This window comes from Microbacterium sp. NPDC089987, assembly GCF_044748505.1.
Lineage (GTDB): Bacteria > Actinomycetota > Actinomycetes > Actinomycetales > Microbacteriaceae > Microbacterium.
This window is the reverse complement of record NZ_JBIVGE010000001.1, coordinates 787,915-803,338: the sequence shown is the minus strand read 5'-3', so window position 1 is coordinate 803,338 and position 15,424 is coordinate 787,915. Positions and strand designations below refer to the sequence as shown.

The window sequence follows — 15,424 nt, the reverse complement described above, 5'->3', positions numbered from 1 at the left end:
TCGGCGTGCCCGCGAAGCCGTCAGCTCGCGCGGCGCTTGAGCTTGCGGCGCTCGCGCTCGCTGAGACCGCCCCAGATGCCGAAGCGCTCGTCATTGCTCAGTGCGTACTCGAGGCATTCGCCGCGCACGTCGCACGATGTGCAGATGCGCTTGGCGTCTCGCGTCGAGCCGCCCTTCTCGGGGAAGAACGCCTCGGGGTCGGTCTGCGCGCACAGCGCGTCGACCTGCCAGGCGAGCGCGCCGTCATCTTCGGCGTCAGCCCGGCGTACTCCGGGTACGCCGAGATTCACTGGATCGACGAACCAATTCTCGGGAACGTCCGACCGGTAACCCGTCATCTCGATCTCCCAACCCTGCTTGTGCCCCCTCCGGGCCTGCATCACTAATTACACCCGTGTCATTCGCCCTGGTCAAGTCGCGGATCGTAAACCCTCAACGGGCCGTTTAAGGTTCATTCGACGTCCGTCGGCGTGTCGCGTGTGCTCGGAGCCGGCGCGATAACCTGAACCCGATGGCCGTGTACAGCAAGCATCCCGTTGCCCGTCGCCCCGCGGCCCCACCCCGCGAGACGACCGGGCATCTCATGGTGCGCGCATACAGCGTGCTGGCCCTGTTCTGCCTCTTCGCGCACACGGCGGTGTACAACACCTTCGGAGCGCTCGGCTCGGGCATCCTGCTGGTCGTCCTCACCGCCGGTGCCCTCGCCATCTGGGTGCCGGAGGTCGTCGCCCAGCGGCCCACCCGCTTCCCCTGGCGCCGGCTGCCGTGGGCGGCCCTCGCCTACGTGGCGCTCGCCCTGGCATCCGCGCTGTGGTCGCGCTGGCCCGTGGCCACGCTGCTCACCTGGTCGCTGCTGGCCGCCATCACCGTGGCCGCGGTGCTCATCGCGACCACCCTCACGTGGAACGAGATCGCCCGGGCGATCTCGAGCGCGCTCAAGCTCATCCTGGGTCTGTCCCTGGCGATCGAGCTGTGGGTCGCACTCGTGCTGCGTCATCCCCTGCTGCCGAACTTCGTCGATCTGCCCGAGGGGAAGATCGATCCGCACCTCTACTGGGTGCGCGGCAACCTCTTCGACGATGGACGGATCCAGGGCGTGGTGGGCAACGCGCACACCCTCGCGATGATGTGCCTGTTCGCGCTGATCGTCTTCGCGGTGCTGTACGCGACACAGGTGCGCAGGCGCAGCATGCTCATCTTCTGGGCCGTGCTGGCCGCCGTGCTGCTCGTCAAGGCCGCCTCGGCCACCGTCTACCTGAGCATCGCCGTCGTCGTGGCGGTGCTCGCCGCCGTGCTCGTGGTGCGCGCGGCATCGCCGCGACGACGCGGGAGGCTCTACCTCGTCTTCGCCGCCGTCGCCATCGTCGGCATCGGCGGCGCAGTGCTGCTGCGCGACCGGCTCCTGTCGGCGCTCGGCAAGGGATCCGACCTCACCGGGCGCATCGAGATCTGGCAGGCGGTGTGGGAGCGTGCGATCACCAGGCCCGTGTTCGGCAACGGCTTCTCCTCCCCCTGGGTGCCCTGGGATCCCGCATTCGACGGCTGGATCCTGAACCACGGACTCAGCGTCTTCCACGCGCACGACATGTGGCTCGATGTGTTCCTGCAGCTCGGCGCCGTCGGCGTCGTCCTGATGGCGATCGCCTGGCTGGCGCTCGCGTGGCGGGCGTGGTTCTTCGCCGTCGACCGGCCGCGGTGGGACTCGGATGCCCGCCGCCCCTACTCCCCCCTGTCGCTGCTGCCCGTGCTGTTCACCGCGGTGCTGCTCGTCGAGGGGCTCGCCGAGTCGGCGCCCATCATGCTCTGGGGCTGGCTGCTGCTGATCCTGCTCTCGTTCAAGATGAAGGCGGTGCCGCTCATCGGCGTCGGCGTCGGCGAGCGCACCCCGGTCATCTCGCACGGCCCCCAGTCGCGGCAGGTGCCATGACCCCGCGGCGCCTCGTCGTCTCGCTGCTGGGTTCGGCGCTGTTCGCCCGCGCCTATACGCTGACCGCGCTCACCGCGGTCTTCTCGTCGTTCCTCATCGAGCGGATGATGTCCCCGGTGAGCCTGACGACCATCATCGGCGCGCTCGCGGTGATCGGCGTCGCGGTGCTGGCCGTTCGCCGGGACGAGCTCTCGCTGCTGCGCTTCGCCCCGACATCGCTGCTCGGCTTCCTGCTGCTCGCGCTGCTGAGCGTGCTGTGGTCGTCTGACCGAGGCGGCACGGTCGCCGGCTGGTTCACCCTGCTCGGCTACGCCGTGATCGCGATCACGATCGGCCACGTGCGCGACACGCTGCAGACGGTGCGCGCCCTCGGCGACACGCTGCGCTGGCTGCTGACTCTGTCGCTCGCCCTCGAGATCATGTTCGGCGTCCTGCTCGACACCCCTTTCCGACTGCTCCGCATCGAGGGCTCGCTCGCGGTCGGCGGCCCGATCCAGGGCATCTTCGGCACCCGCAACCTGCTCGGCTTCATCGCGGTGATCGCGCTGATCACCTTCGTGATCGAGTGGCGCACGCAGTCGATCGGCCGCGTCGCGGGGGTGCTGTCGGTCGCTCTCGGCGGCTCGCTGGCGCTGTTCTCGGCCTCGCCGACGGTCGTCGTGCTCGCGGCGGCTGTCGGTGTGGCGACGGTGGCGCTGATGATCGTGCGACACGCACCCGAGCACCGGCGCGGCGCCGTGCAGGCGGTTCTGGGCGGGCTGGTGCTGGTGGCGCTTATCGTCGCGTTCGCGCTGCGGCACCAGATCATCCGCCTTCTCGATGCCGGCTCCGACTTCTCGACCCGCGCCGACCTGTGGAACATGATGCTCGACTTCATCGCCGAGCGGCCGATCACCGGGTACGGCTGGTTCGGCGCCTGGCCGCGGGGCGAGTACCCGTTCACCTACATCAACTTCCTGCTGTCTGATCACCACCAGTCGGCGTTGAACGCGTACTTCGACACCCTGCTGCAGCTCGGCTGGGCAGGGCTCGCGCTCTTCGTGGTGCTCGGCGGGGTCGCACTGGTCCGCTCGTGGCTGGTGGCGAGCGTGCGACGCTCTGTCGTGTACGCCTGGGCGCCGCTGGTGCTGGTCACCCTCGGCGTCGAGTCGATGTTCGAGAGCTTCGCGCTCACCGCGACCGGCTGGCTGCTGCTGGTGCTCGGCGCCCTGCGGGCGGGGCAGACCAGGTCGTGGCGGGAGAGCATCGACGCCGCGCACACCGGTGCAATTCCGGCGCTGGGGCCCGAGCGGCCGCCGCTCCCGGGCAGCACCAGATCATGAAGATAGACTGTGATCCCGTGACCCCCGTGACAGAATCCTCGCCCGTCCGCACCCGTTCGGAGAGCCAGGCATGACCGGCAGCGCGTTCGATCCGTCCACCGCGTCGATCGTCATCGTCACCTACAACCGCTCGCACCTGCTGAGCGGGCTGCTCACCAGCATCCGGTCGATGGATCCGAAGCCCGGCCGCGTCGTGATCATCGACAACGCCTCGTCGGATGACACGACGGACGTCGTCGATGCCTTCCGCGACGACATCGGCACCGAGATCGTCTACCGGCGCCTGGAGACCAACACCGGCGGCTCCGGCGGCTTCAGCGAGGGCATGCGCACGGCGTACGAGCTGGGATCCGAATGGATCTGGATGATGGACGACGACGTCGAGGTGCTGCCGGACGGTCTCGCGAAGATGGGCCGCTGGTCACGCCGCTTCAAGAGCATCCAGGGCCGGCGCTACGACTACGACGGCAGCGAGTTCTACTGGCAGTACCGGATCGCCGACCGGATGGGCATCCCGATTCCGTTCGCCCCGTCGAAGTTCGACTCGTCGGGCTTCAAGGAGATGAACAGCGGATGCTTCGAGGGGATGTTCATCCACCGCTCGATCGTGGCGCAGATCGGCCTCCCCGACCCGCGCTTCTTCATCTACTGGGACGACCAGATGTACGGCTGGCTGGCGTCCCGGCTGACGACCGCGGTCATCGTCGACGAGTTCGTGCTGCGGCGCACCCGTGAGATCAAGCAGTGGGACATGGGCATCCGGCACATGAACGCGTCAAGCAACGCGTACCGGTACTACATCATGCGCAACCGCGCATACATCAAGCACTACTACCGGGTGCACCGCGCGTACAGCCCCGTGCTGTTCGGCCTCGGCACAACGGCCACTTTCTTCAAGGAGCTGATCCGGCTTCTCTTCGTCGAGCGCACCGTGCGCGGCACGAGCAACCTGTTCCGCGGACTGCGCGACGGCGGCCGGATCAGCCGCGACCGCACCTGGCAGCCCATGCCGGCACTGGAGGCACGATGAGCGAGCAGCAGCCCGAGTACGTCTGGGCGCACCCGGAGGAGAAGCCCAAGCGGGGCCGCACCTGGCTGATCGTCGGCCTGGCCATCGCTGCGGTGGTGATCGCGGCGCTGGTGTTCTGGCTGTTCCTGCGGCCAGGGGCGCCGCTCGCGGATGCGACGCCGACGGCGAGTGCGAGTGCTTCGCCGAGTACGTCGGGCACGCCATCGGCAAGCGCGTCCGCTACTCCCTCCGATGAGCCGCCTGCGGAGCCTTCTGCGGAGCCCGAGCCATCGATGACACCGGTCGATACAGCTCCTCCGGTCGCGGACCCGAGCGTCAAGCAGTTCCGGGGCCAGGTCGAGGGGTGGCTCGACGATGCGCTCACGGGCCTGAGCATCGTCGAGGCGAGCAGCGGACAGGATGCCGTGGCCGTCGTCGATAATCTGCAGGACGATGCTCAGCGTCTGGCCGAGGTTGCCGCGCCTTCGTCGATCGCATCCGACTGGCAGGACGGCCTCCGAACCTATTCCGAGCGTCTGATCTCTCTGCGGGCGGCCGCGGCGAAGGGGTCCAGTGTGTCGGTGGATACCTCGCGGACAGCAGTCAAGACGCTGCGCCAACTGGTCGGTCTCTAACGATCCATCCCCTGGGCGCTCCTTCGATCAGCGAGGTGCGTCCAACACGCGGCTACCGCCGGTCCGCGCTTCAGCGGATGTTGTGGTCGGCGTTGTATCGGTCGAGCACGTCGCCGATCGATCCGTCCAGCACCAGCGAACCTTTATCGAGGTAGAGGCCGCGCTTGCAGAAGCGTCGGAGGTCACGCTCGTTGTGACTCACGAAGAAGAGGGTGCGTCCCTCAGCCAGCAGCTCGTCGATGCGCTTGTAGCACTTCTCTCGGAACGCCTTATCGCCAACGGCGAGCACCTCGTCGACCAGCAGGATGGGCTCGTCGAGCTGCGAGACCACGGAGAAGGCCAGCCGCACCTTCATGCCGTTCGAGAGATGCTTGTACGGCGTGTCCTGGAAGTCGGTCAGCTCGGCGAACTCGATCATCTCGTCGTAGCGCTTCGTGACCTCGGCGCGTGACATGCCGTGCAGCCCCGCGGTCATCCGCACGTTCTCTCGCACCGTGAGGTCGCCGACGAAGCCACCCGTGAGCTCGATCAGGGGCGCGACGCCACCGTGCACGGTGACCTGTCCTTCGTCGGGAAGAAGCACGCCGGCGACGAGGCGAAGCAGGGTCGACTTGCCCTGTCCGTTCCGGCCGACCACGCCGATCGACTCCCCCGGCCGCACAGTGAAGCTCACGTCGCGCAAAGCCCAGAACTCGCCCGGGCGAGAGCGACGGGAGGCACCTGCGAACAGGTCTTTGAAGCTTCGACGTCCGCGGCGGTTGCGCCGGAAGTGCACGCCCAGGTCCTTCACGTCGATGGCTGCGGTCATCACAGCTCCTTCAGCACGGGACGCTCGAGGCTGCGGAACACCCAGACTCCCAGCGCGAGGATCAGCAGGCTCATCACCGCGCTGATCACGACGGTGAGCGTGTTCCACTGATCGGGGAAGAACGCCATCCGGTAAAGCGTGAAGATGCCGGCGAGGGGGTTGAAGGCTCCGATCACGTCGAACGGCTCGGGCAGGTTGGAGACACTGTAGATGATGGGCGTCGCGTAGAAGAGCGCGCGCAGGATCAGTCCGGTCGTTCGCTCGAGGTCGGCGTACAGCGCGCATAAAGGCGCCACGAGCAGCCCGAGCCCAACAAGCAGGACGATCTGCAGCGCCACCGCCACCGGTATCCAGAGGATTCCCCAGCCGATCTGCACGATGTGACCGGGGTCACTCTCGGTGAGCAGGTTCACGACGACGAACAGTGCCAGCACGGGGAGGGAGAAGAGGAACTCGATGCCTTTGCTCAGCACGATCCGGTTGACCCAGATCGAACGCGGGATGGCGGTGGAGCGGACCAGCCTGGAGTCGCGCTTGAAGGCCTTCGTGAAGTCGGACACAGACGAGTTGAACCACACCCACGGCAGCAGCCCGCTGATGAGGAAGATGATGTACGGGTCCTCGCCGACGTCGCGCTGGAACACCTGCGTGAACACGAACCAGTAGATCGCGCTCATCACGAGCGGGTCGAGAACCGACCAGAGGTAGCCGAGAGCGCTCGTGGAGTAGCGGACCTTCAGGTCACGCGCCGACAGCAGCCACAGCGAATGAACGTAGCGCTGCGGAGTGCCGGGCGCGCCGACGGTGGTCCTGCTCATGTTCTCGTCAGTCGTCCTGACCCGACAGCTCGTTTCGCCACATCGAGAGAGCGGATCCGATGGCCATGTGCATGTCGAGGTACTGGTAAGTTCCCAGCCGACCGCCGAAGTGCACGTCCTGCTCACCCTTGGCGAGTTCGCGGTACGCCAGCAGGCCGTCGCGGTCCGCCGACGTGTTGACGGGGTAGTACGGCTCGTCCTCGCGGTTCGCGAATCGCGAGAACTCGCGCATGATGACCGTCTTGTCCGACTCGAAGATCTCCTTGCGCTCCGGGTGGAAGTGCTTGAACTCGTGGATGCGGGTGAACGGCACGTCGAGATCGGGGTAGTTCATCACGCTGGTGCCCTGGAAGTCTCCGACGTTCAGAACCTCCTGCTCGAAGTCGAGTGTGCGCCAACTGAGCTCGCCTTCGGCATAGTCGAAGTAGCGGTCGACTGGTCCGGTGTAGACAACCGGCAGCTGCCCGACGGTGTCGCGCTTGTTGAGCGGCTGAGCCTCGTCGAAGTAGTCGACGTCGAGCTTCACCTCGATGTTGGGGTGGTCCGCCATGCGTTCCAGCCACGCGGTGTAGCCGTCGGTGGGCAATCCTTCCCACGTGTCGTTGAAGTAGCGGTTGTCGTAGGTGTAGCGCACCGGGAGCCGGCTGATGATGTCGCCCGAGAGCTTCTGAGGATCCGTCTGCCACTGCTTCGCGGTGTAGTCGCGGAAGAACGCCTCGAACAGCGGCCGGCCGACGAGAGCGATGCCCTTCTCCTCGAAGTTCTGCGCCGTCTTGACATCGAACTCGCCTGCCTGCTCCTTGACCAGTGCACGCGCCTCGTCGGGCGAATAAGCAGCGTTGAAGAATTGGTTGATCGTGCCGAGGTTCACCGGCATGGGGTACACGACGCTGTTGTGGTTCGTGTAGACGCGGTGCACATAGTTCGTGAACGTGGTGAACCGGTTGACGTACTCCCACACTGTGGCGTTCGACGTGTGGAACAGGTGAGCGCCGTAACGGTGGACCTCAATACCCGTCTCGGGCTCCGGCTCGCTGTACGCGTTGCCGCCGATGTGGTGGCGACGATCGATAACGGTCACCTTGCGGCCAGCCTCGGCGGCACGCTCAGCGATGGTGAGGCCGAAGAAACCCGAGCCAACGACGAGAAGATCCATTTTCCTGCTTTCTGCCCGGTGAGGCTTGATGAGGCGCGAAGCTCGCCGTGTGCACAGCAACCAACACTACCCGGAGCGGCTCTATGGAACCTGCTATCCCGTGTCCCCACCCGTTCGTTCCTCCGGCTGAAGCAGTTTTCTCAGTATCGGTGTGAGCGTGCGGCCGTAGGCGTTGGACAGGTGATTGTCGTCGATGTACACGCCGATATTGCCAATGCTGCCGCGGCAGAATCCGTCGGGACAGAGCCAAGGGCGGAAGTCGACCAAGGTCACGCCGCGCCTGGCCGCGAGTGCGTCCAGCTGGTCAGGCGCGGCCAACCCGATGTCGGCAACGCTGCAGGGCTTGACCCGCGCACCGGGTGGGGCCTCGGACTCCGTGATCGCGCACTCATACATGTCGAAGTCAAAGCGCGGGTTGTCCCTCACCGCGATCACCTCGATGCCCTCGGCGGTGAGGGCATCCACAACATTCTCGATTCCCTCCACCAGCACTTCCGGCGAGGACGGGGTGGCCCGCGTCACGACGAGGTAGACGGCATCTGGCTGGATCCGCATCGCGTAATCGACAGCCGCCGCCCTCCATTCTTCGCATTCCGGGCCGGCAACCGACCGAGTCGGGGCGCCCACACCGATCGAACATCCCCCTTTGAGTAGCGCGAGCAGACCCCATTCTTGTTCTTCGGCCAGTGTAGTTAGCGGCGACATCAGCTGCTGAGCGTGGGAGTCACCCATCACAAGAACGCGGAACGCCTGGGGGTTGAGGGCGGCGTGTGTCTGGACGCAACTGTCCTTCAGCACAGACTCGGTCGGCTCCAGCGATCCGGAGCAGGAGGCGCCGATATCGACCCATTCGTCGTCGAGTTTCGTCGGAAAAGGGATCAGGGGCAGGTCGATGCCATCAAGGTCGATGGGGTTGTCGACCTGCGCGGCGCCCGGGTATCCGCCCGAGTCGGTCGCCATCAGCGCCGCCTCCTTTTGTTTGATCACGAACTGCCACGATGCGAGCGGGACCGCGGGGACGGCGACTGCGGCGACGAGCACTACCGCACCAAGCCGGGGCAGCCGGTCAAGTGCAGCGGCATCGCGAATCGGACGCTCGACAAGTGCAGATACGAGGCGGGCGAGAACGAACGAGACCGCCACGATACACAGGCCGGCGAGCCATCCGGGCTCCGAACGTCCGGTGACTACCATCCAGGTCACCAGCACGGGCCAATGCACGAGGTAGAGGGCGTACGCGTCACGGGAGACGTAGCGGAGGGGCGCAGACTCGAGGAGTGGTGACGGTCCATAAGGGGCACGATCACGCCCGGCAACGATGACCAGCGCCGTGCAGACGACCGGCCAGAGTGCCAAGTACCCCGGAAACCCGCTCTCGACATCGAGGACGATACCGCAAAGGACGATCCCGATGACGCCGCTCCACCCGAGGATTGCGGCGCTCCATCGAGGAGAGCGCACAAAGGGGAGCGCGAGCGCTACGAGCGATCCCGCCGCGAACTCCCAGAGTCTCGCCCGGGAGTCGAAGTATGCGAAGGACTGGGCTCGCCAGGTCTCGACGATCGAGAATGTCAGGGAACTGACGAATATAGCGCCGAAAACGATCGCCAACGCCGGGACGATGGCATGCCGACGACCTCGCAGGAGCAGCCAGACGGCAGCGATGATCAACGGCCAGAGAATGAAAACCTGCCCCTGAACGGACAACGACCAGAAGTGTTGGAATGGGCTAGGTCTCACCGCATCTCGCGCGTAGTAGTCGACCTCCGAGAATGCTAGCTGCCAATTTTCCACGTAGAAGAGGCTCGACCACCCCTCCGCCCATATTCGAGGCCATTCCGTCCGCGGGTAGCTCACGAACGCGACCGCAAGCACGCCGACGATAGTGACAGCGGCTGCGGGGAGCAGCCGTCGGAATCGGCGCAGCCAGAACGACCCAAGAGCGAGCGGCTGCTCGCCTTGGACGCGGCGAACGAACGAGGCCGTCAGGAAGTACGCAGACACCATGAGAAACACGTCCACGCCGCCGGACACGCGACCGAGCCAGACGTGGTAGATCACCACAAGGAGGATCGCCAGAGCGCGAAGTCCATCGATATCCGTGCGGTATTCCGACTTCGTCGTCGTGTCGGGCGCGCTTAAGCGCTCTCGGAGATGCATGAGTTTCATAGCAGGTATCTCACAGTGGGTCAGTGCAGTCACTTCGGGTCGACTGCAGACCGTTCCACCCTAGCGCCCGGTGCCGAGCAACGCGTCCGCCGCGTCTTCCATCTGTGGTCTGAGCATCCGTACGTATTCAAGATTCAGATGGTCGGCGTCGTAATACACGGGAATCCCCCCGACCACCGCGTAGCACGACGCGTCGTCGCAGAAGCGATCGGTTAAGTCGAGCAGCTCCACGTCTTCACTGTTGGCCGCCTCAGCGGCGATGACAACGGGGTCAACGGGCTGCGAGTCCTCCTTGGGGCGTGCGCACAGTTCCGGTTGACTGTCATTGAGAAGCACGCAGTCGGGGTTGCGTACCTCTGCGTTGAACGGCGGATCAGCGATCGCCAATACTTTGGTGCCCTCCGCTGCCCAGCGCCCCCACGTCTTCACCAGAGCGTCTGACATCTGATCCACCTGGGGCCGGCCGCTACCGTCATCCACGATTTGCTGCCGCGACGCCATCGCCGTCATGACGAGATCTGGCTTTTCTTCCGCAACTGCGGCGATCAGATCGCGCGACCACTCCCGGCACTGCTCGGCGTCCTTGGCGCCCCAGGGGCTCCGAAAACCGATGAAGTCGACATCCGCCGCCGGACAACCCCCGTAATAGCTCGTCGTGACAATCCAGCCCTTGTCCTTCGCAATATCGAAGACAGGTCCCTGCCATTGCTGTGCGTGAGAGTCTCCCACCAACCACACACGCACTGGATTCGACGCTCCACCGGAAAAGTCGCAGCGATGCGTCGTCCGCCGTTCCCCGTAAGCAAGAGCCTGCAAGAAGTCACCGCACTGCGGGGGCGTGTAGAAGTACTCATTCTGAGGAGTCATCAGGGAGTACTCCGTGCGCCCAAAGGGGTCGTCGCACTGCGCTTCGGGCGCGAGGGCCGCAGGTCCCTCGCACGAGCTCGCGATCACATTCTTCGGAGGACCATCGGCCGTTACTCGGGCGTGGAACCAAGTCAGAAGACCGGCGACGAGAGCACCGATCACGAGCATGCCGCCTAGCATCAGCCCGGCGCTACGGGGTGATGAAGTCCGCCAGAAAGCCCATTTCTGCCCACCGTCTTCGACGTAACGTTTCGTCAGAGCTGCGAGCACGAGGGCAAGAAGCAGTACGGAGAATTTCGAGAGGGTGCTGGCCTCAGCGCCGATCGCAAAGGGGACGACGACGATCAGCGGCCAGTGCCACAGATAAAGCGAGTAGGAGATCCCCCCGACCCACTGGACGGGTCGCATGGCTGTCACTCTGGAGTGCCAGAGCGATGGGGTTACAGTGCCCCCGAAGATGACCGCGGCCGTCCCAACCGCTGGTAAGAGCGCCATATACCCAGGAAACGATGTCTTCTGGTCGTACGTCACCGCGGCGAATGCGATCAGCGCGAAGCCGAAGAGCGAGACGATATTGGCGCTCGCCCGAGCAATCTGTATGCGGTTACCCACGAGCGCGATCACACCGCCGATCGCAAACTCCCAGCCCCGGGTGAAGGTAGCGAAATACGCCTGCGAGGGCGCAGCGATCGTGTAGACCACGCTGCTAGCGAGCGACAGGCAGAGAATCGTCACGACGACCGTCAGTGATGTGGCCATGCGGCTACTCTGCGCCCGCCTACTCACGGATCGGCGCCGTCGCTTCGTCACGGCGACGGCTGCGAGTAGAACGAGAGGCCAGACAATATAGAACTGCTCCTCGACAGACAGCGACCAGTAGTGCTGAACGACGCTCGCCGCGTCATTCAGCGCGGAGTAGTTCACGGTCATGGCCGCGAGAAACCAGTTCTCGACGTACCCTGCGCTGGCCGCGACCTCCCAGGCGTTTCGCTCCCATCGTGGGTACGGCAAGAAGGCGACAACCAGTCCCAGCGACACGACCAACACGAGGAACGCGGCAGGGAGCAGTCGACGAATTCTCCGCGCGTAGAACGCGCCGAGGCGTACGCCGCCAGTCCGCGTGATCTCGCCAGCGAGATGCCCCGTGATGAGGAATCCTGAGATGACGAAGAACACGTCCACTCCGACGTACCCACCAGTCAGCCGCACGGGCCAGAGGTGGTTCAAGACAACCAGAGCGATGGCGATGGCGCGGAGCGCCTGAATGTCCGTGCGGAAGCGGCCAGTCTTGGTTGAGGATGTCACGTCTTCCGCTGCTTGCAGCGAAGCGCTCACGGGGCGAGGTACTCCCGCAGCAGATCGATGCCACGTCGCGGTGTGAAGCCGATCTCTTGGATACGTGTGAGCTCGAGCACGCTGTTCAACGGGCGCCGAGCGACCGGAGCCGACGCGGAAGCGAAGTACTCCTCAGTGGAAACACCAGTCACCCGAGCGGGGTCGCTCCCTGTCAGCTCGAAAATCAGCCGGGCAACGTCAGCCCAGGTCATGGCGTCTCCCGCCGATGTGAGATTGTAGACGCCGTGGGCGGGACGCGTGTCAAGTAGGTGCCTGACCGCGGCAGCGATCTGCGAAGCGAAGGTGAGCCGGCCATATTGGTCGTCCACCACGCGAGGGTCGATGCCGCGCTGGGCGAGTGAGGCCATCGTGCGCACGAAGTTATTGCCGTCGCCGATCACCCAGGACGTGCGCAGGATGTAATGGCGAGGTGTTGTCGCAACCGCGATGTCACCTGCGGCTTTGGTCTGCCCGTAGACGCTCACAGGGCTGACCGCATCGTCCTCGCGGTAAGGGCGATCTTTCGACCCATCGAAGACGTAGTCGCTTGACACGTGCACCAGCGTGATACCGAACTCGGACGCGATGCGAGCGAGTTCTGCTGGTCCACTCGCGTTAGCCGCCCACGCGCCCACACGGCCGTCCTGTGTCTCTGCGCGATCGACCGCGGTGTATGCGCCGGCGTTGATGATGGTGTCGTAATCGCGCCAGCGACGTGCGGCCCGGAGATCGGGGGACCCGAGGTCGAACTCCGCTCGTGTTGCCCATTCCACGTGCGCGAGATTACCGAATTCCTCCTGAAGCGCTTTGCCCAACTGGCCGCCCGCGCCCACGACGAGAGTGCGACGCGCAGGGATCGGCGTAACGCCAGCGAGGCTCGGATGTAACAGGTCCTTCGCAGAAACCTCGACCTTGTCAAGCGGAATGGGCCAGTCGATGGCAGCTGTCTCGTCCGCGAGGTTCAGGAAAGAGTAGGACGCGTCCGGGGACCAATGGTCGTTCACGAGATACGTGTACGCTGTGTCGGACTCGAGCGTCTGGTACGAGTTGCCGACTCCGCGAGGCACGAAGACAGCCTTCGACGGGTCGATCTCCGTCGTGAAGACAGCGCCGAAGGTCGGGCCCTCGCGCAGATCCACCCAGGCCCCGAAGATCCGGCCGGTCGCCACCGACACCCACTTGTCCCACGGCTCCGCGTGGATGCCGCGTGTGGTGCCGACCGCGTCGTTGAACGAGACGTTGTTCTGCACCGGGCCGAAATCGGGCAGCCCCGCGGCCGTCATCTTCTCGCGCTGCCAGTTCTCCTTGAACCACCCGCGGGAGTCGCCGTGGACGGGCAGGTCGAAGACCACGAGGCCAGGGATCGGCGTCGTCGTCACAGCAAGCGGCTTGCCGAACTCGATGTCACCCACTGAGTCACTGCCCCGTCGACGCGTAGAACGCCTCTGTCGCATCCTTGGACGGCGCCCACCACGCCTCGTTCTCCTGATACCAGCGGACGGTGGCAGCGAGACCGGATTCGAAGTCGGCGAACCGCGGCGACCAGCCCAGCTCAGTGCGCAGCTTGGTCGAGTCGATCGCGTAGCGCAGATCGTGGCCAGCTCTGTCGGTGACGTGATCGTATGCGTTCCGATCGTGACCCATCTCCTGAAGGATGAGCTCGACGACCTCCTTGTTGTTCCGCTCGCCGTCAGCCCCGATCAAGTAAGTCTCGCCAATGCGGCCCTCATCGAGGATCGTGAGGACAGCTGAGGAGTGATCGTCGGCATGGATCCAGTCGCGCACGTTCTCCCCCGCTCCATAGAGCTTGGGACGGATGCCCCGGATGACGTTCGTGATCTGTCGTGGGATGAACTTCTCTACGTGCTGGAAGGGGCCGTAGTTGTTCGAGCAGTTGGAGATCGTCGCCTGCAGCCCGAAGGAGCGCACCCACGCGCGCACGAGCAGGTCGCTGCCTGCCTTGGTGGACGAGTAGGGCGAGGAAGGGTTGTAGGGGGTGTTCTCGGTGAACCGCTCGCGGTCGTCGAGCTCGAGGTCGCCGTACACCTCGTCCGTGGAGATGTGGTGGAACCGCGTGCCGTGCCGGCGCGCGGCCTCGATCAGCGTGTATGTGCCGATGATGTTCGTGTCGAGGAACGGCCGCGGGCTGTGCAACGAGTTGTCGTTGTGCGACTCCGCCGCGTAATGGACGACCGCATCGGCCTCGCCGACGAGAGTGTCGACGAGCTGATCATCCGTGATGTCGCCATGGACGAACGTGAGACGATTCTCGGGGATCCCGTCGAGCGAGGCGCGGTTGCCTGCGTAGGTCAGCGAGTCGAGCACGGTGATGTGGTGATCAGTCTCGCGCGCGACGTAGTGGACGAAGTTCGACCCGATGAATCCGGCACCGCCGGTGACGAGCAGGTTCGACATCAATGACCCCTTCCGAGGATCTCCAGCAGGTACGCGCCGTATCCCGACTTGACCAGGCGCTCCGCTCGCTCGCGAAGCTCATCGTCCGTGAGGTGACCCTGCCTCCACGCGACTTCTTCTGGCACTCCGATGCGCAGACCGGTGCGTCGCTCCATCGTCCGCACGTAGTCACCGGCATCCGACATCTGATCGAACGTGCCCGTGTCGAGCCAGGCAGTGCCGCGTGGAAGGACCTCGACCTGCAGCGACCCACGTTCCAGGTACGCACGGTTGATGTCGGTGATCTCGTACTCGCCACGTGCGCTCGGCTGCAGTCCGCGCGCGATCTCAACGACATCATTGTCGTAGAAGTAGAGGCCCGGGACCGCGAAGCTGCTCCGCGGATGCTCCGGCTTCTCCTCCAGCGAGACGGCCTTGCCCTCCGCGTCGAATTCGACGACGCCGTATGCGCTGGGGTCCGCGACCCAGTACGCAAAGACGGCTCCACCATCGACGTCGGTGTAGCGCTTGAGCTGGGTACCCAATCCGGGCCCGTAAAGCAGATTGTCGCCCAGGACGAGCGCGACTTTGTCGTCGCCGATGAAATCCTCGCCGATGACGAAGGCCTGGGCGAGGCCGTCCGGCGAGGGCTGCTGTGCGAAGGTGAGGTTCACGCCGAACTGCGACCCGTCGCCGAGCAGCCGTTCGAACTGCGATGCGTCGTGCGGCGTCGTGATGATGAGGATGTCTCTGATCCCCGCCAGCATGAGCGTGGAAAGCGGGTAGTAGATCATCGGCTTGTCGTAGACCGGGATGAGCTGCTTCGAGATGCCGATCGTGATCGGATGCAGCCGGGTGCCGGAGCCGCCAGCGAGAATGATTCCCTTCACTCGTCCATCGTGTCACACCGCACGTACCTCACGTCTGACTGGGGTGCACCGGTTCCACCGGAATTCCTGTATTTCGGCTGATACCTGGGACAAT

13 protein-coding genes are annotated in these 15,424 nt (G+C 65.0%); 4 read left to right on the top strand and 9 right to left on the bottom strand.

The annotated features are described in order from the left end of the window. Positions 1-20 precede the first annotated feature (20 nt). Entirely contained in the window at positions 21-338 is a 318-nt protein-coding gene (locus tag ACIPV2_RS03655) for a WhiB family transcriptional regulator (protein WP_101187161.1), read from the bottom strand. A 173-nt stretch (positions 339-511) separates the two neighbouring features. Here ACIPV2_RS03655 and ACIPV2_RS03650 point away from each other — a divergent pair, with 173 nt between their 5' ends. From ACIPV2_RS03650 to ACIPV2_RS03635, 4 genes are all read left to right on the top strand, one after another. Further along, positions 512-1,927 carry an O-antigen ligase family protein gene (locus ACIPV2_RS03650; RefSeq protein ID WP_400838617.1) on the top strand — a complete coding sequence of 472 codons (1,416 nt, stop codon included), beginning with the start codon at positions 512-514 and terminating at the stop codon, positions 1,925-1,927. Then, positions 1,924-3,249, top strand: a complete 1,326-nt coding sequence (locus tag ACIPV2_RS03645) for an O-antigen ligase family protein (protein WP_400838616.1) — start codon at positions 1,924-1,926, stop codon at positions 3,247-3,249. The genes ACIPV2_RS03650 and ACIPV2_RS03645 overlap by 4 nt, the downstream gene beginning before the upstream one ends. A gap of 70 nt (positions 3,250-3,319) precedes the next feature. Next, positions 3,320-4,279, top strand: a complete 960-nt coding sequence (locus ACIPV2_RS03640) for a glycosyltransferase family 2 protein (protein WP_400838614.1) — start codon at positions 3,320-3,322, stop codon at positions 4,277-4,279. Next, on the top strand, positions 4,276-4,893 hold the full coding sequence (locus ACIPV2_RS03635; RefSeq protein ID WP_400838612.1) for a hypothetical protein: 618 nt from the start codon (positions 4,276-4,278) through the stop codon (positions 4,891-4,893). Before ACIPV2_RS03640 ends, ACIPV2_RS03635 begins: the two co-directional genes overlap by 4 nt. A 70-nt stretch (positions 4,894-4,963) precedes the next feature. Here ACIPV2_RS03635 and ACIPV2_RS03630 read toward each other — a convergent pair whose 3' ends face one another. The 8 genes from ACIPV2_RS03630 to rfbA form a co-directional block, all read right to left on the bottom strand. Next, positions 4,964-5,701, bottom strand: a complete 738-nt coding sequence (locus ACIPV2_RS03630; RefSeq protein ID WP_400838611.1) for an ABC transporter ATP-binding protein — start codon at positions 5,699-5,701, stop codon at positions 4,964-4,966. Beyond that, on the bottom strand, positions 5,701-6,519 hold the full coding sequence (locus tag ACIPV2_RS03625; RefSeq protein ID WP_400838609.1) for an ABC transporter permease: 819 nt from the start codon (positions 6,517-6,519) through the stop codon (positions 5,701-5,703). Before ACIPV2_RS03625 ends, ACIPV2_RS03630 begins: the two co-directional genes overlap by 1 nt. A gap of 7 nt (positions 6,520-6,526) precedes the next feature. Next, positions 6,527-7,675, bottom strand: a complete 1,149-nt coding sequence (gene glf / locus ACIPV2_RS03620) for a UDP-galactopyranose mutase (protein ID WP_400838607.1) — start codon at positions 7,673-7,675, stop codon at positions 6,527-6,529. 93 nt (positions 7,676-7,768) lie between these two features. Then, the gene (locus tag ACIPV2_RS03615; RefSeq protein WP_400838605.1) at positions 7,769-9,844 is read right to left on the bottom strand and encodes an acyltransferase family protein; all 2,076 of its coding nucleotides are present in this window, start codon (positions 9,842-9,844) and stop codon (positions 7,769-7,771) included. Positions 9,845-9,904: 60 nt separating this feature from the next. Further along, the gene (locus ACIPV2_RS03610; protein WP_400838603.1) at positions 9,905-12,046 is read right to left on the bottom strand and encodes an acyltransferase family protein; all 2,142 of its coding nucleotides are present in this window, start codon (positions 12,044-12,046) and stop codon (positions 9,905-9,907) included. Continuing rightward, complete coding sequence (locus tag ACIPV2_RS03605) at positions 12,043-13,500, bottom strand: sugar nucleotide-binding protein (protein WP_400838601.1); 1,458 nt, start codon at positions 13,498-13,500, stop codon at positions 12,043-12,045. Before ACIPV2_RS03605 ends, ACIPV2_RS03610 begins: the two co-directional genes overlap by 4 nt. Next, positions 13,463-14,461, bottom strand: coding sequence for a dTDP-glucose 4,6-dehydratase (rfbB, locus tag ACIPV2_RS03600; protein ID WP_400838599.1), 999 nt, complete (start codon positions 14,459-14,461; stop codon positions 13,463-13,465). Before rfbB ends, ACIPV2_RS03605 begins: the two co-directional genes overlap by 38 nt. After that, positions 14,461-15,330: a glucose-1-phosphate thymidylyltransferase RfbA gene (gene rfbA, locus ACIPV2_RS03595; protein ID WP_400838597.1), complete on the bottom strand. Its 870-nt coding sequence runs from the start codon at positions 15,328-15,330 to the stop codon at positions 14,461-14,463. The genes rfbB and rfbA overlap by 1 nt, the downstream gene beginning before the upstream one ends. Positions 15,331-15,424: the final 94 nt, after the last annotated feature.